This window comes from Streptomyces sp. NPDC033216, assembly GCF_055577115.1.
The window spans coordinates 24,072-49,064 of the sequence record NZ_JBVIQK010000025.1 but is presented as its reverse complement, the minus strand read 5'-3'; the positions used below and the strand labels follow the sequence as shown (position 1 = coordinate 49,064).

At 70.8% G+C, this 24,993-nt stretch carries 21 protein-coding genes, 1 tRNA gene and 4 pseudogenes; 16 read left to right on the top strand and 10 right to left on the bottom strand.

Features of this window, described 5'->3' with window-relative positions; all coding sequences use genetic code 11:
* Window positions 1-100 precede the first annotated feature (100 nt).
* Window positions 101-550, bottom strand: coding sequence for a VOC family protein (locus tag ACZ5Y0_RS31325; RefSeq protein ID WP_469132045.1), 450 nt, complete (start codon window positions 548-550; stop codon window positions 101-103).
* A 264-nt stretch (window positions 551-814) separates the two neighbouring features.
* Here ACZ5Y0_RS31325 and ACZ5Y0_RS31320 point away from each other — a divergent pair, with 264 nt between their 5' ends.
* From ACZ5Y0_RS31320 to ACZ5Y0_RS31305, 4 genes and pseudogenes are all read left to right on the top strand, one after another.
* A complete protein-coding gene (locus ACZ5Y0_RS31320) occupies window positions 815-946 on the top strand; it encodes a hypothetical protein (protein ID WP_469132044.1) in 132 nt (43 codons plus the stop codon).
* Window positions 947-966: 20 nt separating this feature from the next.
* A complete protein-coding gene (locus ACZ5Y0_RS31315; protein WP_469132043.1) occupies window positions 967-1,422 on the top strand; it encodes an Rrf2 family transcriptional regulator in 456 nt (151 codons plus the stop codon).
* Window positions 1,389-2,138: an SDR family oxidoreductase gene (locus ACZ5Y0_RS31310; protein ID WP_469132042.1), complete on the top strand. Its 750-nt coding sequence runs from the start codon at window positions 1,389-1,391 to the stop codon at window positions 2,136-2,138. Before ACZ5Y0_RS31315 ends, ACZ5Y0_RS31310 begins: the two co-directional genes overlap by 34 nt.
* 209 nt (window positions 2,139-2,347) lie before the next feature.
* A pseudogene (locus tag ACZ5Y0_RS31305) lies at window positions 2,348-2,646 on the top strand (amino acid permease); the annotation flags it as partial.
* Between the two features lie 329 nt (window positions 2,647-2,975).
* Here ACZ5Y0_RS31305 and ACZ5Y0_RS31300 read toward each other — a convergent pair.
* From ACZ5Y0_RS31300 to ACZ5Y0_RS31290, 3 genes are read right to left on the bottom strand one after another with little or no spacing between them, the layout of a single operon-like run.
* A complete protein-coding gene (locus ACZ5Y0_RS31300) occupies window positions 2,976-3,989 on the bottom strand; it encodes an NAD(P)/FAD-dependent oxidoreductase (RefSeq protein WP_469132041.1) in 1,014 nt (337 codons plus the stop codon).
* Window positions 3,986-4,519 (bottom strand): isoprenylcysteine carboxyl methyltransferase family protein, encoded by a 534-nt coding sequence (locus ACZ5Y0_RS31295; protein WP_469132040.1) that lies wholly within the window; start codon window positions 4,517-4,519, stop codon window positions 3,986-3,988. The genes ACZ5Y0_RS31300 and ACZ5Y0_RS31295 overlap by 4 nt, the downstream gene beginning before the upstream one ends.
* Window positions 4,520-4,563: 44 nt before the next feature.
* Window positions 4,564-5,640 carry a type III polyketide synthase gene (locus ACZ5Y0_RS31290; RefSeq protein WP_469132039.1) on the bottom strand — a complete coding sequence of 359 codons (1,077 nt, stop codon included), beginning with the start codon at window positions 5,638-5,640 and terminating at the stop codon, window positions 4,564-4,566.
* Window positions 5,641-5,787: 147 nt separating this feature from the next.
* Between ACZ5Y0_RS31290 and ACZ5Y0_RS31285 the strand changes: the two genes are divergently transcribed.
* From ACZ5Y0_RS31285 to ACZ5Y0_RS31275, 3 genes are all read left to right on the top strand, one after another.
* On the top strand, window positions 5,788-6,657 hold the full coding sequence (locus ACZ5Y0_RS31285; RefSeq protein WP_469132038.1) for a UbiA family prenyltransferase: 870 nt from the start codon (window positions 5,788-5,790) through the stop codon (window positions 6,655-6,657).
* A 67-nt stretch (window positions 6,658-6,724) separates the two neighbouring features.
* Window positions 6,725-6,802: transfer RNA gene (locus tag ACZ5Y0_RS31280), tRNA-Met, on the top strand.
* Between the two features lie 220 nt (window positions 6,803-7,022).
* Window positions 7,023-7,556, top strand: a complete 534-nt coding sequence (locus tag ACZ5Y0_RS31275) for a nucleotidyltransferase domain-containing protein (RefSeq protein ID WP_469132037.1) — start codon at window positions 7,023-7,025, stop codon at window positions 7,554-7,556.
* 25 nt (window positions 7,557-7,581) lie between these two features.
* Here the strand turns inward: ACZ5Y0_RS31275 and ACZ5Y0_RS31270 are convergent, their stop codons facing one another.
* Both ACZ5Y0_RS31270 and ACZ5Y0_RS31265 read right to left on the bottom strand, forming a co-directional pair.
* Window positions 7,582-7,821 (bottom strand): hypothetical protein, encoded by a 240-nt coding sequence (locus tag ACZ5Y0_RS31270; RefSeq protein ID WP_469132036.1) that lies wholly within the window; start codon window positions 7,819-7,821, stop codon window positions 7,582-7,584.
* A 170-nt stretch (window positions 7,822-7,991) separates the two neighbouring features.
* Window positions 7,992-8,492 carry a hypothetical protein gene (locus tag ACZ5Y0_RS31265; RefSeq protein ID WP_469132035.1) on the bottom strand — a complete coding sequence of 167 codons (501 nt, stop codon included), beginning with the start codon at window positions 8,490-8,492 and terminating at the stop codon, window positions 7,992-7,994.
* A gap of 387 nt (window positions 8,493-8,879) precedes the next feature.
* Between ACZ5Y0_RS31265 and ACZ5Y0_RS31260 the strand changes: the two are divergent.
* Window positions 8,880-9,035 (top strand): annotated as a pseudogene (locus ACZ5Y0_RS31260) (IS701 family transposase); the annotation flags it as partial.
* Window positions 9,036-9,306: 271 nt separating this feature from the next.
* Complete coding sequence (locus ACZ5Y0_RS31255) at window positions 9,307-9,588, top strand: hypothetical protein (protein WP_469132034.1); 282 nt, start codon at window positions 9,307-9,309, stop codon at window positions 9,586-9,588.
* Between the two features lie 246 nt (window positions 9,589-9,834).
* Here the strand turns inward: ACZ5Y0_RS31255 and ACZ5Y0_RS31250 are convergent.
* The 3 genes and pseudogenes from ACZ5Y0_RS31250 to ACZ5Y0_RS31240 all read right to left on the bottom strand — a co-directional run.
* A pseudogene (locus tag ACZ5Y0_RS31250) lies at window positions 9,835-9,933 on the bottom strand (type I-E CRISPR-associated endoribonuclease Cas2e); the annotation flags it as partial.
* Window positions 9,934-9,982: 49 nt separating this feature from the next.
* Window positions 9,983-10,836 (bottom strand): annotated as a pseudogene (locus ACZ5Y0_RS31245) (ABC transporter permease); the annotation flags it as partial.
* 87 nt (window positions 10,837-10,923) lie between these two features.
* On the bottom strand, window positions 10,924-11,409 hold the full coding sequence (locus ACZ5Y0_RS31240) for a MarR family winged helix-turn-helix transcriptional regulator (protein WP_469132033.1): 486 nt from the start codon (window positions 11,407-11,409) through the stop codon (window positions 10,924-10,926).
* 88 nt (window positions 11,410-11,497) lie between these two features.
* Here ACZ5Y0_RS31240 and ACZ5Y0_RS31235 point away from each other — a divergent pair, with 88 nt between their 5' ends.
* The 7 genes from ACZ5Y0_RS31235 to ACZ5Y0_RS31205 all read left to right on the top strand — a co-directional run bounded on the left by ACZ5Y0_RS31235 (window position 11,498) and on the right by ACZ5Y0_RS31205 (window position 24,075).
* Entirely contained in the window at window positions 11,498-11,692 is a 195-nt protein-coding gene (locus ACZ5Y0_RS31235; RefSeq protein WP_469132032.1) for a hypothetical protein, read from the top strand.
* Window positions 11,693-12,059: 367 nt separating this feature from the next.
* Window positions 12,060-13,889 carry a non-ribosomal peptide synthetase gene (locus tag ACZ5Y0_RS31230; protein ID WP_469132031.1) on the top strand — a complete coding sequence of 610 codons (1,830 nt, stop codon included), beginning with the start codon at window positions 12,060-12,062 and terminating at the stop codon, window positions 13,887-13,889.
* Window positions 13,890-13,960: 71 nt separating this feature from the next.
* Window positions 13,961-18,565, top strand: coding sequence for a non-ribosomal peptide synthetase family protein (locus tag ACZ5Y0_RS31225; protein ID WP_469132030.1), 4,605 nt, complete (start codon window positions 13,961-13,963; stop codon window positions 18,563-18,565).
* Between the two features lie 168 nt (window positions 18,566-18,733).
* Window positions 18,734-19,906 (top strand): 3-deoxy-7-phosphoheptulonate synthase, encoded by a 1,173-nt coding sequence (locus ACZ5Y0_RS31220; RefSeq protein ID WP_469132029.1) that lies wholly within the window; start codon window positions 18,734-18,736, stop codon window positions 19,904-19,906.
* Window positions 19,903-21,900, top strand: a complete 1,998-nt coding sequence (locus ACZ5Y0_RS31215; RefSeq protein WP_469132028.1) for an anthranilate synthase family protein — start codon at window positions 19,903-19,905, stop codon at window positions 21,898-21,900. The genes ACZ5Y0_RS31220 and ACZ5Y0_RS31215 overlap by 4 nt, the downstream gene beginning before the upstream one ends.
* Window positions 21,897-22,514 carry a flavin reductase family protein gene (locus tag ACZ5Y0_RS31210; RefSeq protein ID WP_469132027.1) on the top strand — a complete coding sequence of 206 codons (618 nt, stop codon included), beginning with the start codon at window positions 21,897-21,899 and terminating at the stop codon, window positions 22,512-22,514. Before ACZ5Y0_RS31215 ends, ACZ5Y0_RS31210 begins: the two co-directional genes overlap by 4 nt.
* Window positions 22,504-24,075, top strand: coding sequence for a 4-hydroxyphenylacetate 3-hydroxylase N-terminal domain-containing protein (locus ACZ5Y0_RS31205; protein ID WP_469132026.1), 1,572 nt, complete (start codon window positions 22,504-22,506; stop codon window positions 24,073-24,075). The genes ACZ5Y0_RS31210 and ACZ5Y0_RS31205 overlap by 11 nt, the downstream gene beginning before the upstream one ends.
* Before the next feature lie 86 nt (window positions 24,076-24,161).
* Here the strand turns inward: ACZ5Y0_RS31205 and ACZ5Y0_RS31200 are convergent, their stop codons facing one another.
* Window positions 24,162-24,830, bottom strand: a complete 669-nt coding sequence (locus ACZ5Y0_RS31200; RefSeq protein WP_469132025.1) for an O-methyltransferase — start codon at window positions 24,828-24,830, stop codon at window positions 24,162-24,164.
* Window positions 24,831-24,993 lie beyond the last annotated feature (163 nt).

The window sequence follows — 24,993 nt, the reverse complement described above, 5'->3', positions numbered from 1 at the left end:
GCGACTGCCGTTCGCCCCGTGCTCTGCCGGTCGGCGGCAGCCGACCCGAGCCGGTCACCCGCGGCCCGCACGGATTCGCGGCGGGTCCACGGTGCGCAGGTCAGCCGACCGGACTCGTGCCTTCCTGAAAGACGTTGATGAAGTTGCCGTCGTTGTCGCGAATGGCGGTGGAGACACTGCCGTCCCCCAGGTCCTGCTCGCTCCACACGATCGCGACCCCTTGGTCGCGGAACGATCGCGTCGCGGCGGCGAGGTCCTCCACGCGGAAGACGAGTGCCTTGGTGCCGATCGGTCCGATGTGGGCGGGAGGATCGGCAGTGAGCTCGGGCAGCCGGAAGCCGTCGGGAGTTCGGAGCAGTTCCAGCTTGAAGCCGGGCCCCTGTAGAAAGGCCACGTCGGCGTTGATCGCGTCGAAACGCGATGTCGCCGACAGTTCGAGCCCGAAGCCCCGGTGCCACCAATCGACGGACGCCTCGATGTCACTGACGGTCGTCGTGATGTTGTGCAAGGTGAACGAAAAACGATCAGAGTTCCCCATGGCGATCGTCACTTCTGTGTCGTTGGTGACGTGTACTCGCTGTGCCGACGCCGGTCGCTCCGCACAAGCTCGCGCACGGACCGGCCGTGCCGAGCTCCCCCTCCAGGGTGCGTCGGTCGACGAGGGGCGGCAACTCCTGGGCAGGGCGGGAGCCGCGAACCGATGCGACCGCGGACGTCGCGGCGCGTGCCGACGAGTCTCCGCCCGCGGCGTCACCGGCGCTCGCTTGACGGGCCCTGGTGTAACAAATATGGTTACTTCTGAGGAGGTGGTCACGTGGCGGGCAGCAGGCAGCTCACCGTGGTGGCGCACGCGTTGACATGGATCGAACTGCACCGTCGGATCGGCGACGGAACTGCGACATCCGAGGGTGTTGCGGGCAGCGCCGACCCCAACCACGTCGTGTGATCCGGCGGCGTCTCGGCCGGATGCGCGATGCCGGACCGGTCCACTCGCGACGCGGCGCCGACGCGGGCTGGGTACCCGCCAGACCGCTGGAGGTCATCACCCTGCGGGACGCGCACAAGGTGATCGAGCCGTCACCACTGTTCGCCATGCACCGCTCGGAACCCCACCTCGACCGTCCGGTCGGTTCCGGTATCCGGCCCGCGATGCGTCCGGTGTACGCCCGTGTCGAGGAAGCCGTTCCCACCGAGTGGGACCGGATCGCGCCGGCCGACGTCCTGCGGGACGACCTGGCGTCGCGACAACCCCCGGATGGCTTCACGCACACCCCTCGGTGCCGGATCAGCACGCCGCCGGCGGCCCCCTCCAACGTTCGGCTCTGCCGGGCGGCGACATCATCAACCCTCAGGGCCGCCATGGTCCATAGAGAACTGGAGTTCCAATCATGGGACAGCTTGACGGGAAGACCGCTGTGGTAACCGGCGGCAACAGTGGCATCGGACTGGCCAGCGCCCAGCGCTTCGCCGCCGAGGGCGCGCATGTCTTCATCACCGGGCGACGGCAGGAGGCGCTGGACGCCGCACTGGCCGAGATCGGCCCGAACGCCACCGCTGTCCGGGGCGACGTCTCCGATCCGGCCGACATCGACCGGCTCTACGCCGCCGTCGCTGACCAGGGGCGGCGCGTGGACGTGCTGTTCGCCAACGCGGGCGGCGGTGAGTTCTCCACCCTGGAGCAGGTCACCGAGCAGCACTTCGACACCACCTTCGGCATCAATGTGCGGGGCACGCTCTTCACCGTCCAAAAGGCGCTGCCGCTGCTGAACGACGGTGCCTCGGTGATTCTCACCGGCTCCACCGCGGCGACCTCCGGTGGCGAGGCGTTCGGCGTCTACGCCGCGTCCAAGGCCGCCATCCGTTCGTTCTCCCGTACCTGGGCCAACGAACTCAAGCACCGGGGGATCCGTGTCAACACCCTCGTCCCCGGCCCCATCGAGACACCTGGCAACGCCGGCCTCGCCCCCGGCGCGGACGAGGCGGCCAAGCTGTGGGGCTTCTTCGCGAGCCAGGTGCCGCTGGGCCGCATGGGCCGCCCTGACGAGGCGGCCGCCGCGGCACTCTTCCTCGCCAGTGACCAGAGCAGCTTCGTCACCGGTACGGAACTGTTCGTCGACGGCGGCCTCAACCAGATCTGAAGCGGGCGCGCGACCTCGATGCGCCAGGAGCCGACGCTCCCGATCCTGGCCGTCGCGCCCGCCCCCTGCCGCCCCGGGTGAACGCCGTGACCGAAGGACGTCCTGCGGGTGCTGGTGTGATGAAGGTGGCGACCGCGACGCAGATCATGGTCGCTCCGGCCACACCCCAGGGGTGCGCCGCTGGGTGCGGCCGTACGTGCCACTCCTCCGTTGCCATCGCCGTCCTGACGGTTCTCGGCCCGAAGGAGCTGGCGGAGGCTGCCGCACCGTTCTCGGACGCGGCCAGGGCGACAGGCGCCGACTGGCTTACACCGGTCGCACGTGTCGGTGCTGCCGTCGCCGCGCTCGGCTTGCTGCTCGCATTGTCCTCGGCGTCTCCCGCACCACGCCGGTGATGGCCCGTGATGGGCTCCTGCCGCGTGCTGTGACCGCGGTGCACATTCGGTTCAGGGTGCCGCACCGCGTCGAGTTGGTGGTCGGCGCGGTGGTGGCGCTGCCGGCGGCGACCAAGTGCGCGGGGCGATCAGGGCTGGGCACCGGGCTGTCCGGGGCACCCCCGGCCGAGGGCCGCGAGTTGCCCGGCTCCGTGCTGCTGGCGGCCGGCGGGCGGGCGCTGGCAGCGCGCCGCCGGGCACCGCCCGTGGTCCTGGCCGTCACCGGGCTGCCTGCGGTGGGCTGTCCGGCGGCCGGGTTAGAGGTGCTCGCCGTCTGACCTCTTTGGGGTGCGCGGTGGGCGGTCCGCCTGGTCGTAGCGGTTCGGCAGGCCGCGGGGTGCCGGGGCGCCGGGAGGGGCCCGGTGAACGTGCCGACAACGGCCTCGGCCGCGGTGGACGGCCGCTACTGCAATGCGTGGACCGCCGTGGAGAACACCGACGGCATCCGGGACGCTGCTGGGACGACGAGCCGGGCAGTGCGCGGACGGCGGGTCGCGGCCAGCAGGGCCCCTGTCAGGAGCCGGTGGCGCCACGTCAGCCGGGTCCAGGCGTGCTCGTAATCCTCCGGCCGCCCGGCGGCCAGGCAGCGGACGGCGGCCCCGGCCGTCGCCAGCGCGAGGGCGATGCCCTCACCGGTGAGCGCATCCACGTAACCCGCGGCGTCACCCACGAGCAGGACACGGCCGGCGACTCTGCGCCGGACCCGCTGCCGGAACGGTCCGGCGCCGCGTACCTCCGTGGCGGCCGGGCCGCGCAGCGACGCTGTGAGGGCCGGGAAGCAGGCCAGGTGCTCGTCGAACCCGCGACGGTTGCGACTGAGGACCGCGACACCCACCAGGTCGTCGCCGACCGGTGTCACGTAGGCCTCGCCGTGCGCGGACCAGTGGACCTCCACGAAGTCCGTCCACGGCTCGAGGCGGTAGTGCCGACGCAGTCCGTACCGGCGGTGGGTGGCGCCCGGCAGTTCCAACCCCAGGCCGCGGCGCACCGGGGAGCGCAGGCCGTCGGCGGCGATCAGCCAACGAGCCGTGGTGCCCGCCGCGGTGACCCTGTCCGCGCTCTGGTGCACCTCGCCGACCCTGCCCGCAAGCATCCGCACGCCGAGGGTGAGAGCACGCTGGTGCAGTGCGGAGTGCAGCGCTGTGCGGCGGATCCCCAACCCGCTACGGCCACGGAACGGCGCCTCGGCGCGGGTGGCGCCGTCCACGTAGCGGATGCCCCGCAGTTCGCGGCCCACGACCTCGACGCCCAGGGCTCGCAGCGCGGTGACACCGCCGGGCATGACACCTTCTCCGCAGGCCTTGTCCACCGGCGCGGTCCGGGGCTCGACGACGACGGCCTCCAGGCCCGCGAGCGTGGCATGGATGGCGGCGGCCAGCCCGGCCGGCCCGCCGCCGGCCACCAGTACGTCGATCACGTCGGTGCCGGCGTGGTGGGGGCGGCTACGGCGGCCAGCGCCCGGTTCTCGCAGCGGATGCGCACGGTGAGCAAGGCGGCGTCGAGGACGGTGAACACGGCCGCGGTCACCCAGGCGGTGTGCACCAGCGGCAGGGCCACACCCTCGGCGACGACGGCCACGTAGTTCGGATGCCGCAACCGGCGATAGGGACCGCCCGTCACCAGCGGCAGGCCGGGAACGACGATCACCCGGGTGTTCCAGCGGGGGCCCAGGGTGTGAATGCACCACCACCGCAGCGCCTGGGAGGTCGCCAGCACGGCCAGCATCGGCCAGGCCAGGGCGGGGACGAACGGCCGGTCGGCCAGCCACGTCTCGGCCAGGCAGCCGACCAGCAGGCCGGTGTGCAGGGCGACCATCACCGGGTAGTGGCCCTGCCCGGTCACGATCGCTCCGCGGGCGGTGCTCCAGCGCTCGTTACGGCGGGCGACGACGAGTTCGGCGACGCGCTCGACGGCGACGGCGGCCACCAGTAGTCCGTACCAGATCATGCGTCCTGTGCCCCACTGTTCTCCGTGATTCGACGGTCGGCGGCCTACCAGCGCAGCAGGACCAGTTCGCAGGCGAAGCCCGGCCCCATCGCCAGCAGCAGTCCCGGCGTGCCCGGCGGCGGGCGGCGATCGGCCAGGATGTCGCGCAGTACATGGAGCACCGATGCCGAGGACAGGTTGCCCACGTCGGCCAGGTGACGCCAAGTGACATCGAGGGCGCCCTCGGGCAGGTCGAGGGCTTCGGTGACGGCCTCCAGGACCTTGGGGCCGCCCGGATGGCACACCCAGGCGGTCACGTCCTTCGGTTTCAGGCCGTGGTCTCCGAGGAACCCCTCGACGTCGGCGGCGAGGTAACGGCGCACCAGACCGGGGACCTCCGGGTCGAGGACGACCTGGAAGCCGGAGTCCTTGATGTCCCAGCCCATGACGCGACCGGTGTCCGGATACAGACGGCTGCGGGTTTCGACGATCGTCGGGCCCACGGTCTGGTCGGGGCGGTCGGGGCGGTCGGGGCGGTCCGCGCCACAGGCGACGACCGCGGCGGCGCCGTCGCCGAACAGTCCGGTGGCGACCAGATTGGCCACGGAGGCGTCGTTGCGCTGGAAGGTGAGCGAGCACAGTTCGACCGACAGCAGCACCGCCACGTGGTCGGGCCGGCCCAACAGGTAGTCGTGCATGCGGGCCAGGCCAGCGGCGCCGCCCGCACAGCCCAGGCCGAACAGGGGCAGCCGTCTGACGTCCGGCCGCAGACCGAGGCGGTTGGCCAGCCGCGCGTCGATCGAAGGGGTGGCGATGCCGGTGACGGAGGTGAAGACCAGCAGGTCCACGTCGGCTGCGGACAGGCCGGCAACGCACAGTGCGTCTCGGACGACCCTGGCGCCCAGGTCGGTGGCCGACGCGATGAAGACATCGTTGGCGGCACCGAACCCGTCCAGTTGTCCGTACCGTTCGAGCGGCAGCGTCATGTGGCGCGCGCGCACCGTCGTGTTGCGGTGCAGCCGGTCCAGGGCCCGTCGGTCGGTGCCCGCGGGCAGGCAGGTCCGGGCCACCATGTCGGTGATATCGGACTGGAGGTGACGGTGCGCCGCGAGGGCACCGTGAAGGGCGAGGATCCGGCTCATGTGGTTCCCGTCCGATTACCGGCTGGCTGGCTGCTCTGCACGCCTTCCCCGCACGGGGGCCTCGTGACCACGAATCGCCCGTCCGGCCGTGCGCCCCGCGGCGGGGTGTGCCGACCGGACGGGGCCCGGGCGCCTACGATCGGCCCGGTGGGCACGCCCGAGCAGTCGACGGCCGGCGGCGCAGCCCTGCGTCGGATCGGCCAGGCGTGCGGCCTGGCCAGGGCATGCCACCTTGGGCCCACCGTGGCGGTCACCGCCTTGATGGCCGCGCTGGCCGTCACCGCCGGCCAGAGTGCCGCGCGCGCTGTTCTGACCGGAGCCGCCGTTCTGAGCGGACAGTTGTCCGTCGGCTGGTGCAACGACGCGTTCGACGCGCGCCGGGACATCGCCGCCGGTCGCCGGGGCAAACCCGTTGTCGACGGCGTGGTCGGCGTGAGGCAGGTGTGGGCGGCCGCGTGTGCCGCGCTGACGCTGTGCGTGCCCCTGTCGTTCGCCTGTGGCCCGTGGGCGGGTACGGTGCACCTGGCCGGGGTGGCGGCGGCGTGGGCGTACGACCTGCGGCTCAAGGCAACGGCGTGGTCCTGGGCTCCTTACGCGGTGGGTTTCGCCGCGCTTCCGGCGTTCGTGGCGCTGGGTTCGCCGGGGCATCCCTGGCCCGCCTGGTGGGTGGTCACCGCCGGTGCACTGATCGGGTGCGGAGCTCATCTGGGCGATGTCCTGCCGGACATTCGCAGGGATCTGGAGGCGGGCGTACGGGGATGGCCACAGCGGCTCGGGCCGGACGGCTCGCGCCTGCTGCTTCCAGTGCCGCTGGTGGCCGCGTCCGCGGTTCTCGTGCTGGGGCCCGTGGGACCACCCGGCGGCTGGGGGGTGGCGGCGCTCGTGGTGGCCGGCCTGTTCGCGGTGGCGGGGACGGTGCTGGGCCGCCGGCGGGACGCGGCGGCCTTCGCGGCGGCGGTCGCCGTGGCGACGGTGGACGTGGCGTTGTTGCTGGTGCGCGGCACCGGGATCACCTGAGCGAGCCTCTCGTCCCGCACCTCCTCCCGGTCACCAGCGGTCGGAAGTTGGCGTAGGGCGGGTTGCACCGGCACGGGGTGGAGCAGTCCGGTGGCTCGCTGGGCTCATAACCCAGAGGTCGCAGCTTCAAATCCTGCCCCCCGAGAATCTTGGTCGGACGGTGCCAACCAGCGTGGCAAGGCCGTTGAGAGCCCCAGGTCACACAGACCGATCAGGGCAACTGGCGTGGCCCGGCACATGCGGCCGACTTCGAGACGTGTTCCCACTGCGCACGCCGAGGTCGCCCCTGCCACCTCCAGCCAGTGGAAGGCTGAAGGACAGGAAATCGTTCGCGGCACTCCATGGACGCTTCTAGCCTGCGTCAGATGATGACAGCTGATGACGTGTTGTTCGTCCTCACCCTGCTACGACAGGCGAAGGCGGACGTCTGGATCGGTGGAGGATGGGGGATCGACTCTCTGATCGGCGAGCAGACGCGAGACCACCGCGACCTGGACTTGATGCACCGGCAGGACCAGGAAGACGCCGTGGCGGCTGCCCTCCATGAGGCCGGTTTCGTCGAGACCCTGAACTGGAGGCCCGTCCGGTTCGTCGTGACGGCACCGGACGGACGAGCAATCGACCTCCACCCGCTGGTCTTCGCCGACGACGGCTCAGCGGTACAGGCATCACCCGAACCCGAGCGTCCGTTCACCTACCCGTCCTCATGCTTCGTGACGGGCACCATCCATGGAACGTCAGTTCCGTGCTTGTCCGCCGAACAGCAGGTCTACTTCCACCAGGGCTACGAGCCCTCGGAACGCGATCGTCACGACATGGCACAACTCCGCCGCGCCTTCGGCATCGAAACGCACTTCGGATCCACGTCGGAGGGCGGAGACTCATTTGACGTGGGGTGACTGACCGGGGCCGCCGGGCCGCCAACTATCGGGCGTCTTCCTGGCTGACCTCCGTGAGGCGGGCGTTGGTGACGGCCCTGAGCTGCGGGTTGAAGTCGAGCATGCGGACGTAGAGGTCGTCCGGATCGTTGCGGTGTGTGACCTCGCCGCGCAGCCAGTGTTCCAGGGCGTCAAGGGTGCTCTGCCCGTCCGGCCGTTCGCGCAACGCCGGGCTCAGTCGGTCCGCGAGCGCGGTGAAGTGGGATGTCGCCAACTCCAGTTCCAAGACGGGGAGTACAGCGTGACGGTGCGGCGCCCCCCTGCGGCTGCCGCGATGTCGGCGTCCGGAACAACGCAACTCCACGTACCCCGCCCCATGACGTGCACAACGACCCCCACGCCACATGTGACACGGTCTCTGAGTCGCATCTCGCACGGATGTGACGCCCGGCGTACTCAGGGTGAGATCTGGATGCGGCGTGTCGCCACCTGGAAGACTTGACCGGTCTCCAGATTCTTCAGGAGGGCCTTCGCGTAGATCTCCTCGCCGCCCAACTCGGTGTCCAGTTGACTGCTTGTTCGCCTGAACGTCGCAGTGAGCGTTGTACCGGAAGTGGTGGGTGAAACGTTGGACGCGCGAGTGCGTCCGAGGAAGTCGTCATCGGATTCGTCCTGCTCCCACAGTTCGACCCATGCCTGGAACGGGAACTGGTTACTCACCTCGAACGAGGAGAAGTTGAGGGTGCGTGAAAAGGTGATGGTCCAGTTGCTCCCGGACTGCTGTGCCGTAAAACTGCCGGGGGCGATCGACGCGGCGGGGAGGACCAGACCAGGCGCGGCGCCGATGAGGTTTCCGCTCCCGGTCGGAGGCGTGGCTGTGACCGCTGAAGATGCCGGAGTGCTTGCCGCCAAAGCCGCTACCGCTGCTGCGGAGGCGAGTGCCGTTCGAATGCGCATGATGACCCTCCAACCCGTAAGGGGTGAACGACGACGATTGGTCTGCCGACTTGCGGCGTGTGACCATGCGGTCCGAGAATGTGGCCGTCACCGTGCCCTGAGGGGCCCATCGCCCGATGTGTCCGTGGATTCTATGAACGCCGGGTGAGCCCGTGGGGGCTTTGGCTCACTGGGATCGGCCGTTGTGGAGAGCTCCGACTGAAGGAGCTCTCTGTGAAATCCTACTTGCAGGTCTCAGTGCATGCATCTGAGCCGCAGGTACGCGGCTGCGGTCGCTGATCGCTGGCTTTCTCGGCGCGCACGATGGAAGATCCTCGGTCAGAGCAGCTGGTGATACTGAAACGGTGCTTGCCATGACTGCTGGCCAGCTTGTTCGTTGGTCTGGTTATGGGTGGGGACCTTGCTGAAGTCAGGCTTTGGGCCGGAGAGCTGGACGTAATGCATGAGCGGCTCGTGCACCGGTTCAATCGGGAGGAGCCGCGTCAGTCGGCGCTGGCTTGGAGCCTGGCTGTCGTGGAGGTTGGCGGCGGAGGTACCGATCGACAGGGGCAGGCCCTGGCGGTCGGTGGAACAGGTTTACCTCCGCTTGCGCGATAGCGAGTAAGCGCGAGGGACCTGCAAGCTGTCTCGCCTCAGCCATGTTAAGGATGGTCAAATACTGGAGTGACTCGTGTACTTACGACATTCATCGCCGTGGCAGGAACTCTCAACGGATCACCGCTGGGATACCAGTTTCCGAAGCGAGTCGCAGACCGCGGCGAACGTCGCAGCGCCGTTCTTGCGTTCACTGGCACTCCTAATGAGTTCTTACGTAGTGCAACACGACTGGTGGTGGCGTGAGCATCAAGGCAGCAGCCCAGCGCGCGTCGCAGCCAGAATGGAAGCCTTCAGACTGCGCGGCCTGGTCTTCCAGGCTATTCACCAACTACACCTTCTTGTGCCGGATGACAGTCTGCACTCGCGGGCAGAGCAGACGACCGAAATGATTCACGCCCTTCACCGAGCGACAGATCGCGAGGAACTGCAGGTGCTGACGGCAGATGCGCGGGCGAGCCTCAACGCTTCTGGTCCGGCAGGCTTCAGGCAGATCAGGTGAACGGCACTCTGAGTTTCATTGAGCCTCCGCTCGCCCAGAAAGGACGTCCTCCTCGGTGGCGCAGGCGCCGTCTCGTCCGGCTTACCTCCGATCGCGCGGAGAGGATTTCGTGTGCTGCGCGAACGCGGCCACGATGAACGACTCACCTTCGCTCGCGCGGACAGGACCGCGGCGATGACTGGTTTCCCAAGGTCGTCTACGGCTCACCTTCGCTCGCGCGGACAGGACCCTTTTTGACCTGCGGTGTTAGGGGTGGTTCGCGGTTCCTTGACCTTCGCCCCTGAACGCGATGAGGGTCAATCCATCGAAGTCGATGGGATTACGGCGTTGTTCTCCGGCTGTGCGGAGTTCGAAGCCTTGCTCGTTGTCGCTGGGGTAGGCGAGGACTGCGGAGGGCGAAGAGGACGGCGGTGGGGGAGACGATCAGAGGTCCGGCCGGGACCTTGGCGCGGACCGAGCCCATGGCGGACCGCAGTCCGGTGGCGAGTCCGATGCCGACCGCGAATCCGACGACGGAGGCAATCACGCCGACGATCATGGACTCGAGGATCACCGAGCGCTTCACCTGCCGGCGGGAGGCGCCGACGGCCCGCAGCAGGGCGAGTTCCTTGGTGCGCTGGGCGACCAGCATGGTGAAGGTCTTGGCGATCAGGAAGACGCCGACGAACAGGGCGATGGCGGCGAAGGCCAGCAGCATCTGTTGAGATTGCTCAGCCCTGACTCGATGTCCTTCGCCTGCTTGTCGGCGAGCTCGCGGCCGATCTGGGCCTCGGGGTCCCGCGGCAGCAGCGGCCGGACGGCTTCGAGGAGCTTCGCGTCGGACGCGCACGGCTCGGCGGCGATGGTGACGTCCTTGAAGTGCCCCGGCTGGAGGTACAGCTTCTGCGCCACGGCGGTGTCGAACGGCACGAGGCTGCCACCCGCGTTCACGGCGCCGTCCCCGGTTGTGAAGACACCGGCGAGGGTGTACTCCTTCACGGGCCCGTTGACGGCGACCCGCACGGTGTCGCCGACCTCGTACCCGCCCTTGGCCGCGGAGTCCTTGTCGAGAGCGATCTGCTTGTCCTTCACCGGGCCTGAGCCGTCGGTGAAGGTGTACGCCCGATTTTTTGCGCTCTTGCCCGGGGCGTAGTCGGAGCCAGTGTTGGACCAGCCGTTACCGATCAGCTTGCCGTGTTGGTCGGCGAAGCCGGAGACCCGCCCGGTGGCCTCGGCGACGCCTTCCAGACCACGGGTCCTGTCCAGGGTCGGCGCCCTGGCCGGGGCCGCGGCGACAGCGGGGACAGCCCGGAGTGCGGCGTACAGCGCGAGACCGAGGACCTGGACGCCTACGACTCAGGGGCGTTCCTCCGCCGGTTCCAGGTGCGGTTCCAGGGCGTCGGCGACCTTGTTGCACAGTTCGACGAACATCGCCCGCTCGCCGGGGCTCAAGGTGGATCCGACGATGCGGGCGTTCTCGCGTCGCTGCTCGGCGACCCGGGTCAGGAAGGACTCCCCGGTCGGCGTGAGCGAGGTGGTCAGTTCCCGCCGGTCCTCGCCGATCGTCTGCTGTTCGACGAGCCCTAGGTCCTTGAGCACCCGCAGCGCCTTGGAGGTCGTCGCCCGGGACACCCCGAGCGAGGCGCTGAGCACCGAGGGCGTCATGGGGCCGCGGATGCGCAGCAGTTCCAGGACGTCGTACTGCTGCCAGGTGACGCCCTCCGGGTTCGAGCGGGTGCGACGGGCGACCAGGATGCACTGAAGGTGGGACAGTGCGTCCTCGAGTTCGCCGGGCACGGCCGGGGCCTCGCTCGCGCGTCGCGGACTGTCGGTTCGGGTCATCAGCGCCCCTCTGATTGGTTGCCCGTCATCAACGACCAAGATGCTCCGGGGTGCAGCAACTGGGTCAATTTGGACTTCACTACATGGGATGATTTCTGTAGAGAAATTATATACCAGTGATCCCCGTCTGGGAACCCATCCGTCCGGGGAGGTGTCGTACATCGCGGCCTGCCTCTCCGGCGACAGGGGAGGCATTCCCTCCGGATTGGCCGCCGAGGGTGTCGGCTCGTCGTCACCCGAGCAGAGTGATTTCCTGACGGAAACCGGTTCGGGAGACAAGTGATCGGCGTCCAGTTGCTTTCCCGGCGGAAAACAAGTGGCCGAAAGGCTTTGTTCCGCGGGTGAGGGTCGGGTCGGCCGGCGAGGCCCTCCCGCTGCGCCGAGCCGACGGAACTTGGGTCCGCCGCCCTAGGCGTGCCGGGCGAGAGTCGGGGCAGAAGCAGGCGCAGCGGGGGTGGAGCGCTGGTTCGGGACCCCTCAAGATCGGGGTTGACACGTCGAGGAATGTCGACCTAACGTGATTTCCCATCAGAAACCATTTCCTTTCAAGCTATTTGTGCTTATCTCTCGACAAGCCGGTCACTGGACGTCAGGTGTGTTCGTCTCCGCGGACGCCCGGTGGCCATCCGCCAGCGAGACAAGGAGCACCTGTGCTCACGGAGAACGCATTAGGCGAGGCGCGTAGCGCTGTTTCTCTGACCCTCACGGAGGGCTTCGACCGGGTCGTGCGGACCGCCGGAGACGAGGTCGCCCTCGTCTCCGGCACACGCACCCTGACGTACCGCGAACTGAACGAGCGGGCCGAGGGTGTGGCCCGCGCACTGATCGCCCGGAAGGTGGCGCCCGGTGACCGGGTCGGCGTGTACCTGCGCCGGTCACCCGACTTGTACGCGGTCATGCTCGGCATCCTCAAGGCGGGCGCCTGCGTGGTGCCGGTCAACCCGGACCACCCCGCGCCGTTCGTCGACCGGGTGCTGGCCGAATCCGCGCCCACCGCCGTCGTGCACGACTCGGAAGCGCCCGGAGCGGCGGCCCGCATCGCTGGCGCACCGCTGTGGGTGCGGGCCGACGAGCTGACCGCGGTCGCGGAGCCGCAGGACGACATCCCGCTGCCGCCCGTGTCCGACCCGGAGGGCGCCGCCTTCTTGATGTTCACCTCCGGGTCCACCGGCAGGCCCAAGGGCGTGCGCATCGCCCACCGCGGGCTGGCACGGCTCGGCCCGTACAGCGGTGACCTGCGGATGGGACCGGGGGACTGCCTGGTCCAGTCCGCGGCGTTCTCCTTCGCCGCGTCCACCATCGAGATCTGGCTCGCTCTCCTGCACGGTGCACGCCTCGTCGTGATGCCGCACGGGCTGCCCAGCCTGCCCGTCCTCAAGGATGCGATCGTCCGGCACGGCGTCACCGCACTCTCGCTGCCCTGCGGTCTGTTCAACCTGCTGGTGGACGAGGAGCCGGAGTGCCTGGGCGGCGTGCGGCTGATCTTGCTCAGCGGTGACTTCCCGTCGCCGCAGCACCTCGCCCGCGCGGCACGCGCGACCGGCGCCGTCATCTACAACGGCTACGGCTGCACCGAGAACTCCTCCATCACCGCCCTCTACCCCGTCCGCAGCGCCGACGACGTCACCCGCGAGGAACGCGTACCGGTCGGGCGCCCGCTGCCCGGGGTCACCCTGGAGGTCCTGGACGACGCACTGCGACCCTGCCCGCCCGGCGCCCCCGGCCAGTTGGCCGTCGGCGGCCTCGGCCTCGCCCAGGGTTACCTGGACGAGCCCGGACTCACCGCCCGCAAGTTCGTGACCGGGCCGGACGGACGGCCCCGCTACCTGACCGGCGACCTGGCCCGCACCACCGGGGACGGGGACGTCGTCCTCATCGGCCGCGCCGACAGCATGGTGAAGATCCGCGGCTACCGAGTCGAACTCACCGCGGTGACCCTCGCTCTGCGCGCGCTGGACGGGGTCCACGACGCCGTGGTCAAGGCCTTCCCCGAGGACGCCGGCGACAAGTCCCTGACCGCCTTCTACACCACCTCCGACGGACGGCCGCTCGACGGCGCCGACCTGGCACGCCGACTGGGCGAGCAGCTGCCGTCCTACATGGTCCCCTCCTCGTTCCACCACCTCGGTGACCTGCCGAGGAACGCCAACGGAAAAGTCGACCGGTCCGCCCTCACGGACCCCTCGGCGACTCCGGACAAGCCGAAGAAAGGTGACACAGCCATGCAGAACCCGCTCGAGACCGTCGTGCTCCAGGCATGGAAGGACATCTCCGGCGCCGAGGACTTCACCACCACCGACTCCTTCCTCGGCCACGGCGGGAACTCGCTGCACTTCGTCCAGCTCGCCTCCCGGCTGCAGAAGATATTCGGCGTCGAGGTCAGCACCGAGGACGTCTTCCGGCACGGCACCGTGGAGCAGTTGGCACGCTTCGTGGAGCAGGCGCGGGACACCGGAGGCAAGCCCGCCCGGACCCAGTAGGCATCGTCCGGCTGCGGCCGCACGGCGCCCGCCGCTGACGGCCGGTGGATCTCTGCAGAGGACAACGACCGGTGAACTCCCCACTCGAAACCGCTGTACTCGACCTCGCCCGGACCGCTCTCGGCAGCGCCGACCTCACCGCGCAGGAACCACTCGCCGGCCCGTGCGACCGCCCGGAGGTGCTCGACGGCCTCGCCGCCACGCTGACGGCGGTGTTCGCCGTCGAGGTGACCGGTGCCGACCTGGCGGCCGGCGCCACCGCCGCCGACGTGGCCGGACGCCTGGCCGACCGGCGCGGAGCGCCTCGGGAACCGGAACTGCGCGCCGGTCTCGCCCCACGCGACGGGCGGCCCGTGGAGGCGTCGTACGGCCAGAGCGGCATCTGGCTGATCGACCAGTACCTGCCCAACCCGGCCGCCTACAACGGCCCGTTCTTCGTCCGGCTGCCGTTCCCGGCCGACCCCGGACGCCTGCACGCGGCGGTGCGCGGGGTACTGCGCCGCCAGGAGGTCCTGCGCACCACCTATACCCTGGACGGCGGCACGCTCCGGCAGAACGTCTCGCAGGACGACGACGCGGTCCTCTTCGACGTCGCCCGGTACGGCGACGACAAGGAACTCGACGCCCTGGTGCACCGCGTGGCCAACCTCCGCCTCGACCTGGCATGCGGACCTGTCGTCGCCGTGACGTGTGCCCTGGGGCCCGCGGAGCAGTCGGCCGTGATCTGCAACATCCACCACATCGCCTCCGACGCGGCCTCCGCCGGCATCTTCGTGCGAGAACTCCTCGACGCCTACGACCGCATCGGCCGCGGCCTGCCGGTCGAGGCCGACTCGCTCCGGCCCACCTACGCGGACTTCAGCCAGTGGTACCGCGACCGGCTCACCGACGAGGTCCTGACCCGCTCCCTCGACCACTTCGCCGACCGGCTCGCCGGGGAGCTCCCGGTGCTCGACCTGCCCACCGACCGACCCCGCCCCCCGGTGCAGCGGCACCGCGGCGGCACCCTCGCACTGCACCTGCCGGCCTCCCTGGCGGACGACTTCGAGGCGCTCGCCCGGGACGAGGGCGTCACCCTGTTCATGGCCCTCGTCGCCGCCTACGCGGTGTTCCTGTCCCGGCACACGCGCCAGCGGCGTGTACTGATCGGCAGCCCTGTCTCGCTCCGCGACGACCCTGCCACCGACGACCTGATCGGCTACTTCGTCAACCTGGTCGTGCTGGCGCAGGAGATCGACGACCGGATGACCGTCCGGGACGTGCTCAGCCAGGCACGCCAGGAGGTCGGCGACGCGCTGCGGCACAAGTGGGCCCCCTTCGAGAAGGTGGTCGAGCGCCTCCAGCCGCCGCGCAGCAACGGCTACACGCCACTCGTGCAGACCATGCTCGTGCTCACCCAGAACGGCTCCGGGATCCGCCACGGCGGCACCGAACTGCGCGTCGAGCGCGGCGCCGCGCACGGCTCCAAGTACGACCTGTCCCTGGTCTTCGAGCGTGCACCCGACGGCCTGCACTGCCTGATCGAGTACGACGCGGACCTCTTCGACGAAGCGACCGTACGGGCCATGGGCGGCCGGCTGCGGCACCTGATGGAGCAGTTCGTCCGGCACCCCGACGCGGCGCTGCACGAACTGGAGGCGCTCGGCGCCGAAGAGCGCAGTGCCGTGCTCGCCCGCGGGGACCTGACCGCGCACGCCGCGCACGACGCCCCCGTCATGGAGCTCTTCGAGGCCCAGGCCCGGGCGACCCCCGACGCCGTGGCGCTGGAGGACGACGACACCGCCGTGACCTACCGGGAACTCGACGAGCGCGCCAACCGGCTCGCCCACGTCCTGCGCGCCTGTGGCGCGGCGCCCGGCACCCGGCTCGGCATCTGCCTGCCGCGCTCCCGCGACATGGTCGTCGCCCTGTTAGCCGTCCTGAAGACCGGAGCGGCGTACGTCCCGCTCGACCCGTCCTACCCCCGCCCGCGGCTCAGCCACACCCTGCGTGACGCCGACGTCCTGGTCACCGTCACGGACAGCACGCTGGCCGGCGAACTCCCGCGCGGTGAGGAGCTCTTCCTCCTCGACCGCAACACCGAGCGGATCGCCGCGGCCCCCGCCATCGGGCTCGGCCGCACCAAGACACCCGACGACGAGATCTACGTCGTGCACACCTCGGGCTCCACCGGCCTGCCCAAGGGTGTCGTCATCGCCGACCGGACCGTGGCCAACCTCGTGCGCGCCCAGCACCGCTGCTCACCGTGCGGGGCGACCGGGCGGACGCTGCAGTACATGTCGCTGTCGTTCGACGTCTCTGTCATGGAGATCCTCGGCACCCTGTGCGTCGGCGGCACCCTCGTGCTCGTCCCCGAGGAACTGCGCAAGGACCTGCACGCCCTGGCCGGCTTCCTCGCGCGGCACCGTGTCAACCGCGTCTACCTGCCCTACATCGCGCTCCAGCAGCTGGCCTCGCTGATCACCGACGCCGGTCTGCGCCTGGACGACCTGCGCGAGGTCACCTCCGTGGGCGAGGCCCTCGTCGTCTCCCCTCAGATCAGGCAGTTCGCCGCCCGCCACCCGGCGCTCCGGCTGGTGAACATGTACGGCCCCTCGGAAACCCACCTGGCCAGCTGGCACCCCCTCACCGGCGCGCCCGCCACCTGGCCCGACACCCCGCCGATCGGCCGCCCGGTGGACGGTGTACGGCTGCTGGTCCTCGACGCCCACCTGTGCCTCGTACCCCCCGGCGTCCCGGGCGAGCTGTACATCGGCGGGCCCGTGCTGTCCCCCGGGTACCGCAACCGGCCCGAGGAGACGGCCCGCCGCTTCCTGCCGGACCCCTTCGGCGGTCCCGGCGAACGGCTGTACCGCACCGGGGACCTGGTGCGCTGGAACGGCGACGGGGAGCTGGAGTACCTCGGCCGGACCGATGACCAGATCAAGATCCGCGGCTACCGGATCGAGCCTGCCGAGATCGAGGCCGCGCTCGACGACCTGGACGGTGTCGCCTCCGCCGCGGTCACCGCCGTGGACCTCGCTCCTGGCGACCGCCGCCTCGTCGCGGTCCTGGAGTCCGCGCGGACCTGGCAGACCGCCGAGTTGCGCCGCGCGGTGTCCGGCACGCTGCCCGACTACATGGTGCCCGCACTGGTCGTCCCGGTGGAGCGCATGCCCACCACCCCGAGCGGGAAGATCGACCGCCGGGCCGTCGCCGACCTGGCCGCGGCACGGGCGACCGAGGCGCGCACCGCACCCCCCGAACCCGCACAACCGCCCCGGCCCGGGCTCGAACAGCGGATCGCCACCGAGTGGGCGGATGTGCTGAAGGTGTCCGCGGTGGGCCGGGACGAGGACTTCTTCGCCATCGGCGGCAACTCCATCATCGCCACCGAACTGGTCTACCGGCTGCGCCGGGCGTTCGACCAGGACCTCTCGCTGCGCGCCCTGTTCGAGAACCCCACGGTCGCGGGCATGGCCACCCGGCTCGGCACCGGCACGGCGCCGCCCACCACCGCCCCCGCCACGCTGCGGGCGGACGCGGAACTCACGGACGACCTGCCCGCCGTCACCGGCACCCCCGTGCCCGTCGCCCAGGCCGGCGACGTGCTGCTCACCGGTGCGACCGGTTTCCTCGGCGCTTACCTGCTGCGGGAACTGACCGCACGGCCCGGCGGCCGGGTGCACTGCCTGGTGCGGGCGGCCGACGCACGGGCCGGCACGGCCCGGCTGCGGGCCACCGCCGACCGCTACCTGCTGGACGGGCAGATCGACTGGGACCGGGTGCGCGCGGTGCCCGGAGACCTCGGCCGGCCCGGTTTCGCCCTGCCCGCCGATGAGTACGACGCACTGGCCGGCACCGTCGACGTCGTCTACCACGCGGCCGCGCACATCAACTTCGTGCTGCCGTACGCCTCGGTGAAGCCGACGAACGTGGACGGCTTCCGCCACGTCCTGCGCTTCGCCGCCACCGACCGGCCCAAGCACCTGCAGTACATGTCCACCATCGCCGTGTTCGCACCGGGCGAGTCGCCCGGCGGCGCGGTCCTGACCGAGGACGACGTGCCCGACGCGTGCGAGAGGCTGGGCATCGGCTATACCCAGAGCAAGTGGGTCGCCGAACGCATGGCCCTCGCGGCCCGCGCCCACGGCGTCCCCGTCACCATCCACCGCATCGGGCGGATCTCGGGCGACAGCGTCACCGGCGCCTGCCAGAGCGACGACTTCCTGTGGCGGCAGATCAAAAGCTTCATCGAACTCGGCTCGGCACCGCCGGCCGAGGACCTGACCACCGATCTGCTGCCCGTCGACTTCGTCGCCCGCGCCGTGGTCGCCCTCGCCCGCCACCCCGCCACCCACAACCGCACTCTGCACGTGTTCCACCCGAGCGGATCGGACTTCACCCCGGTCCACGCGGCCCTCCGCGCCGACGGCCACTGCCTGGAGATCGTCCCGGGCGACACCTGGCTGGCCCGGCTGGAGGAGTCCGCCCGACGCCCTGGCGGCAACGCCCTGGCGGCTGCCGTGCCCCTCTTCCGCGAGGGCGCCCTGGAACTCGGTGACAACACCTACGGCAACGCCGCCACCACCCGCCTGCTGACCGAACTCGACCTGGCGTGGCCCGCCATCGACCAGCAGGCGATCACGCGGATGATCCGCTACTTCCGCTCCGCCGGAGAACTGGCCGGCGACTGAGGAGACCCCTGTGTCCCGGGCCCTCCCCACGGCGCCGCCGACCCGGCGCCTACCGACCATCCATCAGCACGGCAATCGCCGCAGCGGTCGCCGGACACCGGAAAGCACGAGCAAGCCATGCCAACGAGCTCCTGCCCCGATACCGAATACGACAGCCTCATACCCTCCGTGGTCGCGGCACTGCCGGCCGCCCAGCAGCCACAGTGGCCCGACCCCGGCCGTCTCGCCCAAGTCCACGCCGAACTGGCCCGCGCCGAACCGCTGGTGACCTACGACAGCGTGCTCGCCCTGCGCCGGCTGCTGTCCCGCGCCGCCGACGGTGAACTGTGCGTCCTCCAGGCCGGTGACTGCGCCGAGGACCCCGCCGAGTGCGACCCGGCCGCCATGGCCCGCAAGGCTGAGATGCTGGACGTCCTCAGCGACATCGTGCGCACCGGCGCCGGACGGCCCGTCGTCCGGGTGGGCCGGATCGCCGGACAGTACGCCAAACCCCGCTCCCAGCCGGAGGAGGAGCACGACGGCGTCCGGCTGCCGGTCTTCCGGGGTGCGCTGGTGAACGCCCCCGACCCCGACCCCGCAGCGCGCCGCCCCGACCCCGCCCGCATCCTCCGCTGCCACCGGGCCGCCCGACAGGCCCTCGCCTCTCTCGACGGGCTCGGCCGCGGCGAGGGGGCGCCCGCCGAAGCGCGGGTGTGGACCAGCCACGAGGCACTGCTGCTCGACTACGAACTGCCCCAGGTGCGCCGGCACCGCTCGGGCCGCAGCTACCTCGCCAGCACCCACTGGCCGTGGGTCGGCGAACGGACCCGGCAGCCCGACGGCGCCCACGTACGGCTGCTGGCGCACGTGGACAACCCCGTCGCCTGCAAGATCGGCCCGACCACGACCGTGGAGCAGGTGCTCGCCCTGTGCGCCGCGCTCGACCCGGAGCGCTCACCGGGACGGCTGTCCCTGGTCGCCCGGTTCGGCGCCTCCCGCGTCCACGGCTTGGCCCCCCTGGTACGCGCGGTGCGGCGGGCCGGCCACCCGGTGCTGTGGCTGTGCGACCCGATGCACGGCAACGGGGAACGCACCGTGCACGGGCTGAAGACGCGTCGCCTCACCGCCGTCATGACGGAGATCAGCCGGTTCGTCGACATCGTCTCCGCCGAAGGGGGCCGCAGCGTCGGACTGCATCTGGAGGCGTCCCCGGACGACATCGTCGAGTGCAGCGGCGCCGGCTTCACCCCTGCCCCCGGACCGGCCTACCGCACCCTGTGCGATCCCCGGCTGAACCTGGTGCAGGCCGTCGCGGCGACCGCCTATTGGCGACTGCCCGCCGTCCTGGGGGCCGCCGCATGAACGGTCCCGTGCACAGCGCCCACGGCCTCGCCGCCCTGTTGCCCGCACCCGGCGCCCCGTTCGCACTCCTGCACCGTCCGGGCGCAGGACACCCCGACACCGTGGACGTCGTCAGCGGGCCCGTCCGCACCGCCGCTACGCTGGCCGACCTGCGGCTCGACACCGCGCCCGGCCCGGACGCGCCCGCCGCACCGCTGGACGGGCCGGGCCCCGCGCACCGGGTCCTCGCCCTGGTGCCGCACCGGCAGATCGCCGAACGCGGCTTCGCGGCCCCCGACGACGGCACCCCGCTGCTCGCCATGGACATCACCACCCAGCACACCGTCCCCCTGGACCGGCTGCTGGCGCTCCTGCCGGAGCGGGAACTGCACGTGCAGGAGGAAGGGTTCGACCTGGACGACGACCGGTACGCGGCCGGCGTCGACGCGCTCACCCGCCGGGAGATCCAGAGGGGCGAGGGCTCCAATTTCGTCCTCGCCCGCAGCCTGCACGGCCGGATCCGCGACTTCGACCGCACCCGGGCACTGGCCGCCCTGCGGCGGCTGCTGACCGCGGAGAGCGGCGCCTACTGGACGTACCTCGTCTGCACCGGCGACCGGTACCTGATCGGCAGCTCCCCCGAACAGCACGTGCGGGCGACCGGCACGCGGGTGTCGATGAACCCCATCAGCGGCACCTATCGCTACCCGCCCGGCAGCGGCCCGGACCGCGACGGCCTGCTGCGGTTCCTCGCCGACCCCAAGGAGATCCACGAGCTCTACATGGTCGTGGACGAGGAACTGAAGATGATGACCGAGCTGTGCGGGCCCCGGGTGAACGTCTGCGGGCCCGAGCTCGCCTGGATGTCGCGCCTCGCCCACACCCAGTACCACCTGCACGGCGAGTCCGCGCTGCCGCTGACCGACATCCTGCGTGCCACACTGCCCGCGCCCACGGTGACGGGCAGCCCGGTGGAGAACGCCTGCCGGGTCATCGCCCGGCACGAACCTGCGGGCCGGGGTTACTACAGCGGCGTGCTCGCCCTGGCCGGCCGGGAGGACGGACGGCGCGCCCTGGACGCGGTCATCCTGCTGCGCACCGCCGACATCACCGCGGACGGCGCCGTACGCCTGACCACCGGTGCGACCGTGGTGCGCGACTCGGTACCCGCCGAGGAGGTCGCGGAGACCACGGCGAAGGCCGCCGGACTGCTCACCGCGCTGACCCGCGACGACCGCGCCCGTCTCCCGGCCCCCGCTGCCACGGGCCCGGCTGGCTCGCTGGACGCGGACCCGGCGGTGCGTGGGGCACTGCGCGCCCGCAACGACGCCGTCGCCGCCTTCTGGCTCGGCGACCGGGCGCGCCCGCCCAGGCCCCGCAGCCCCGGCCCGCGGGTGGCGGTGGTCGACGCGGAGGACCGGTTCACCAGCATGCTCGCCCAGCAGCTCGGCGCGGTGGGCTGCCGGGTCGACCTCCACCCCTGGTGGTCCGCCCTGGAGGTGGCTGACGACCCCGGCACCGTCCTGCTTCTGGGGCCGGGGCCCGGCGACCCCCGGGACGTGTCCGACCCCCGGGTGGCGCGGCTACGCTCGCTGGCCGCCCGGCGCCTCGCCCAGCGGCTGCCCCTGGCCGCGGTGTGCCTCGGCCACCAGGCTGTCTGCGGGGTGCTGGGATTGCGCCTGGTGCGGCTCGCACGGCCCCGCCAGGGAGCGCGGATGCGGGTCGGCCTGTGGGGGCGCGAGCGGCACGTCGGCTTCTACAACAGCTTCACCGCGCGCTGCGACACCGACCGGTGCGCGCTGCCCGGGCCGGACGCCGCGGCCCGCGTGTGGCGCGAGGACGGGGGAGAGGTGGTCGCGCTGGACGGCCCGGGGCTGGCCACCGTCCAGTTCCATGCCGAGTCGCTGCTCACCGAGGACGGTCCGGACCTCCTGCGCGAACTGGTGGACCGGTCCCGCCGGACCGGGCGGCGCACCGGCGTCCTGACGTCCCATCGAGCGGAGGAGCACGCGTGAGCCCGACCCGAACCGCCCCGGCCACGACCGGCACCGCCGTCGACCCGCGGGAACTGCGGCGCACCCTCGGCCACTTCGCGACCGGTGTGACGGTCGTGACCTGCCGGCGCGGCACCCTGTTGCACGGGGCGACGGTGAACTCCTTCACCTCCGTGTCGCTCGATCCGCCGCTTGTCCTGGTCGCCCTGGACCGCCGCACCCGCCTGGCGGCCCTGCTGGACGACGGTTCCTTCGTCGTCAACCTGCTCGGCGAGCACCAGCAGGACCTGGCGCTGCACTTCGCCGGCCGCCCCTCGGCGCACGCCGTGCCCTGGGTGGACGGCGACGGCGACCGGCCGCGGCTGGACGGCACACTCGGTCACCTGGTGTGCCACCCGTGGCGCACCTACGACGGCGGCGACCACACGCTGCACGTCGGCCGCGTCGAGGAGTTCGCCGCGGCCGGGGGCCGGCCGCTGCTGTTCCACTGCGGTCTCTTCCCCCGTCTGGTTCCGGAGGAGCCGCAGCCGGAGGCGCCCGCCGCGGTGTGGTCGCTCTGTCTGGACGGCCCCGGACCGGCCATGGAGCAGTTCGTCATCGATCACAAGATACGGGAGCAGGGACATGGCAGCTGACAACGGACAGTCCGCAGCACACGGCACGGCCGGGGAGCCCGTCGGCGGTGCTCGGGTCACCCGGCCGCTGACGGGGGACGAGTACATCGAGAGCATTCGCGACGGGCGGGAGATCTGGGCGTACGGCGAGAAGGTCGACGACGTCACCAAGCACCCGGCGTTCCGCAACACCGTCCGGATGACGGCCCGTCTGTACGACGCCCTGCACGACCCCGAGCACCACGACACCCTCACCGTGCCCACCGACACCGGCAGCGACGGCTTCACCCACAAGTTCTACCGGGTTCCGCGCAGTGTGCAGGACCTGGTGGGGGACCGGGACGCCATCGCCGAGTGGGCCCGGCTGACCTACGGCTGGATGGGGCGCAGCCCCGACTACAAGGCCAGCTTCCTGGTCACCCTCGGCGCGAACCCGGAGTATTACGGCGACTTCGCGGACAATGCCCGCCGGTGGTACGCCACCGCCCAGGAGCAGGTGCTGTTCTGGAACCACGCGGTGATCAACCCACCGGTCGACCGGCACCGGCCCGCGGACGAGGTCGACGACGTCTTCGTGCACGTCGAGAAGGAGTGCGACGACGGCCTGGTGGTCAGCGGCGCCAAGGTGGTGGCGACCGGGTCGGCGCTCACCCACTTCAACTTCGTGGCGCACTACGGACTGCCCGTGAAGAAGAAGGAGTTCGCCCTTGTCGCCACCCTGCCCCTGGGGGCACCTGGTGTGAAGCTGGTCTGCCGCCAGTCCTACGAGCTGGCCGCGAGCCGCACGGGCAGCCCGTTCGACTACCCGCTGTCGAGCCGGCTCGACGAGAACGACACCATCTTCATCTTGGACAAGGTCAAGATCCCCTGGGAGAACGTCCTCATCTACGGGGACACCGCGCGGGCCGGCACGTTCTTGCAGACGTCCGGTTTCACCCACCGGCTCACCTTCCACGGCGTGACCCGGCTGGCCGTCAAACTCGACTTCCTCGCGGGCCTGTTGCTCAAGGGCCTGGAGGTGACCGGCACCAAGGACTTCCGGGGCATCCAGACCCGGGTCGGCGAGGTGCTCGCCTGGCGGAACATGTTCTGGGCGCTGAGTGACGCGATGGCGCACAACCCGGACCCCTGGCACGACGGTGCCCTGCTGCCCAACCTCGACTACGGCATGGCGTACCGGTGGTTCATGACGGTCGGCTACCCGAGGGTGCGGGAGATCATCATGCAGGACCTCAGCAGCGGCCTGATCTACCTCACTTCGTCCGCCAAGGACTTCCAGGAACCCGAACTCCGGCCCCACCTGGATCGCTTCATGAGGGGCTCGGGCGGCTACGAGGCGGTGGAGCGCGCCAAGCTCATGAAGCTCATCTGGGACTCGGTGGGCACGGAGTTCGCCGGACGGCACGAGCTGTATGAGCGGAACTACTCCGGCAACCACGAGAGCGTCCGCATCGAACTGCTGCACGCCCAGACGGCCTCCGGTCTCGTCGACCAGTACAAGGGGTTCGCCGAACAGTGCATGGCGGAGTACGACCTGGACGGCTGGACGGCCCCGGACCTGGTGCCGCCCGACATCGACTGAGCGGCGCCGCCCGCCGGCCGCCTGGCGAGCCGGACGGTGCGGCACGGGGCGGGGGAGGACCGCCCGCCCCTGCCGCTCCACCTGGCTCAACCGGTGATCAGGGCCAGCGTGAAGCCGTCGTACCCCTTGGTGCCGACGGTCTGGATCGAGGTGGCGGTGACGTCCGTGCGGCCGGCCAGCAGCTCGTGGAACCGGCGCACTCCCTGGACACCGGCGTCCGTGTGGTCCGGGTCGGTCACCGCGCCGCCCAGGACGACGTTGTCGACGACGACCGCCGCGCCCGGCCGGGACAGCTTCAGCGCCCAGGTGAAGTACTCGGGGATGTCGGGCTTGTTGGCGTCCACGAACACCATGTCGAAGGGGGCGGTACCGGGCCGGTCCAGGGCGGGCAGGATGTCCAGCGCCCGGCCGACGTGCTGTTCGACGAGGTGGGCGACCCCCGCCTCGGCGAGGCGGGACGCGGCCGCGTCGGCGAAGGACCGCTCCCACTCGATGGTGACCAGACGGCCGTCCGGCGGCAGCGCGCGGGCCAGCCAGATGCTGCTGTAGCCGCCGAAGGTGCCGATCTCCAGGATGCGCCGCGCGTGGCCGATGCGAGCCAGCAGATGCAGCAGTTTGCCCTGCGGGGCACTGACGGCCAGGTCCGGCAGGTCGAAGTGCTCATGGGCCCTGGCGGCTTTCGAGAGTGCTTCGTCCTCCTTCACGAGAAGGGAGCTGAAATAGGCGTCGACACTGTTCCATCGCTCTTGTTCCATGACCACCATAATTCACGAGAAAATCGTCGATGGCAAGAGTGTATTTCGGCTGCAATGCTGTCGCGGATCTGTTGAACAAGCAGGTCAGCGTGCTGGTCGAGGCTGCCCTAAATTCCGTATCAGTGAATTGGAGACGTTTCTCGAATCGAGGATATCTAGAAAT

Bases quoted from the DNA above. Each gene is read 5' to 3' on its own strand.
- ACZ5Y0_RS31315 (WP_469132043.1), top strand. From the start codon at position 967: ATGCGCGATGCCGGACCGGTCCACTCGCGACGCGGCGCCGACGCGGGC.
- ACZ5Y0_RS31310 (WP_469132042.1), top strand. From the start codon at position 1,389: ATGGGACAGCTTGACGGGAAGACCGCTGTGGTAACCGGCGGCAACAGT.
- ACZ5Y0_RS31295 (WP_469132040.1), bottom strand. From the start codon at position 4,519: ATGATCTGGTACGGACTACTGGTGGCCGCCGTCGCCGTCGAGCGCGTC.
- ACZ5Y0_RS31290 (WP_469132039.1), bottom strand. From the start codon at position 5,640: ATGAGCCGGATCCTCGCCCTTCACGGTGCCCTCGCGGCGCACCGTCAC.
- ACZ5Y0_RS31275 (WP_469132037.1), top strand. From the start codon at position 7,023: ATGATGACAGCTGATGACGTGTTGTTCGTCCTCACCCTGCTACGACAG.
- ACZ5Y0_RS31265 (WP_469132035.1), bottom strand. From the start codon at position 8,492: ATGCGCATTCGAACGGCACTCGCCTCCGCAGCAGCGGTAGCGGCTTTG.
- ACZ5Y0_RS31240 (WP_469132033.1), bottom strand. From the start codon at position 11,409: ATGACCCGAACCGACAGTCCGCGACGCGCGAGCGAGGCCCCGGCCGTG.
- ACZ5Y0_RS31235 (WP_469132032.1), top strand. From the start codon at position 11,498: ATGATTTCTGTAGAGAAATTATATACCAGTGATCCCCGTCTGGGAACC.
- ACZ5Y0_RS31215 (WP_469132028.1), top strand. From the start codon at position 19,903: ATGAACGGTCCCGTGCACAGCGCCCACGGCCTCGCCGCCCTGTTGCCC.
- ACZ5Y0_RS31205 (WP_469132026.1), top strand. From the start codon at position 22,504: ATGGCAGCTGACAACGGACAGTCCGCAGCACACGGCACGGCCGGGGAG.
- ACZ5Y0_RS31200 (WP_469132025.1), bottom strand. From the start codon at position 24,830: ATGGAACAAGAGCGATGGAACAGTGTCGACGCCTATTTCAGCTCCCTT.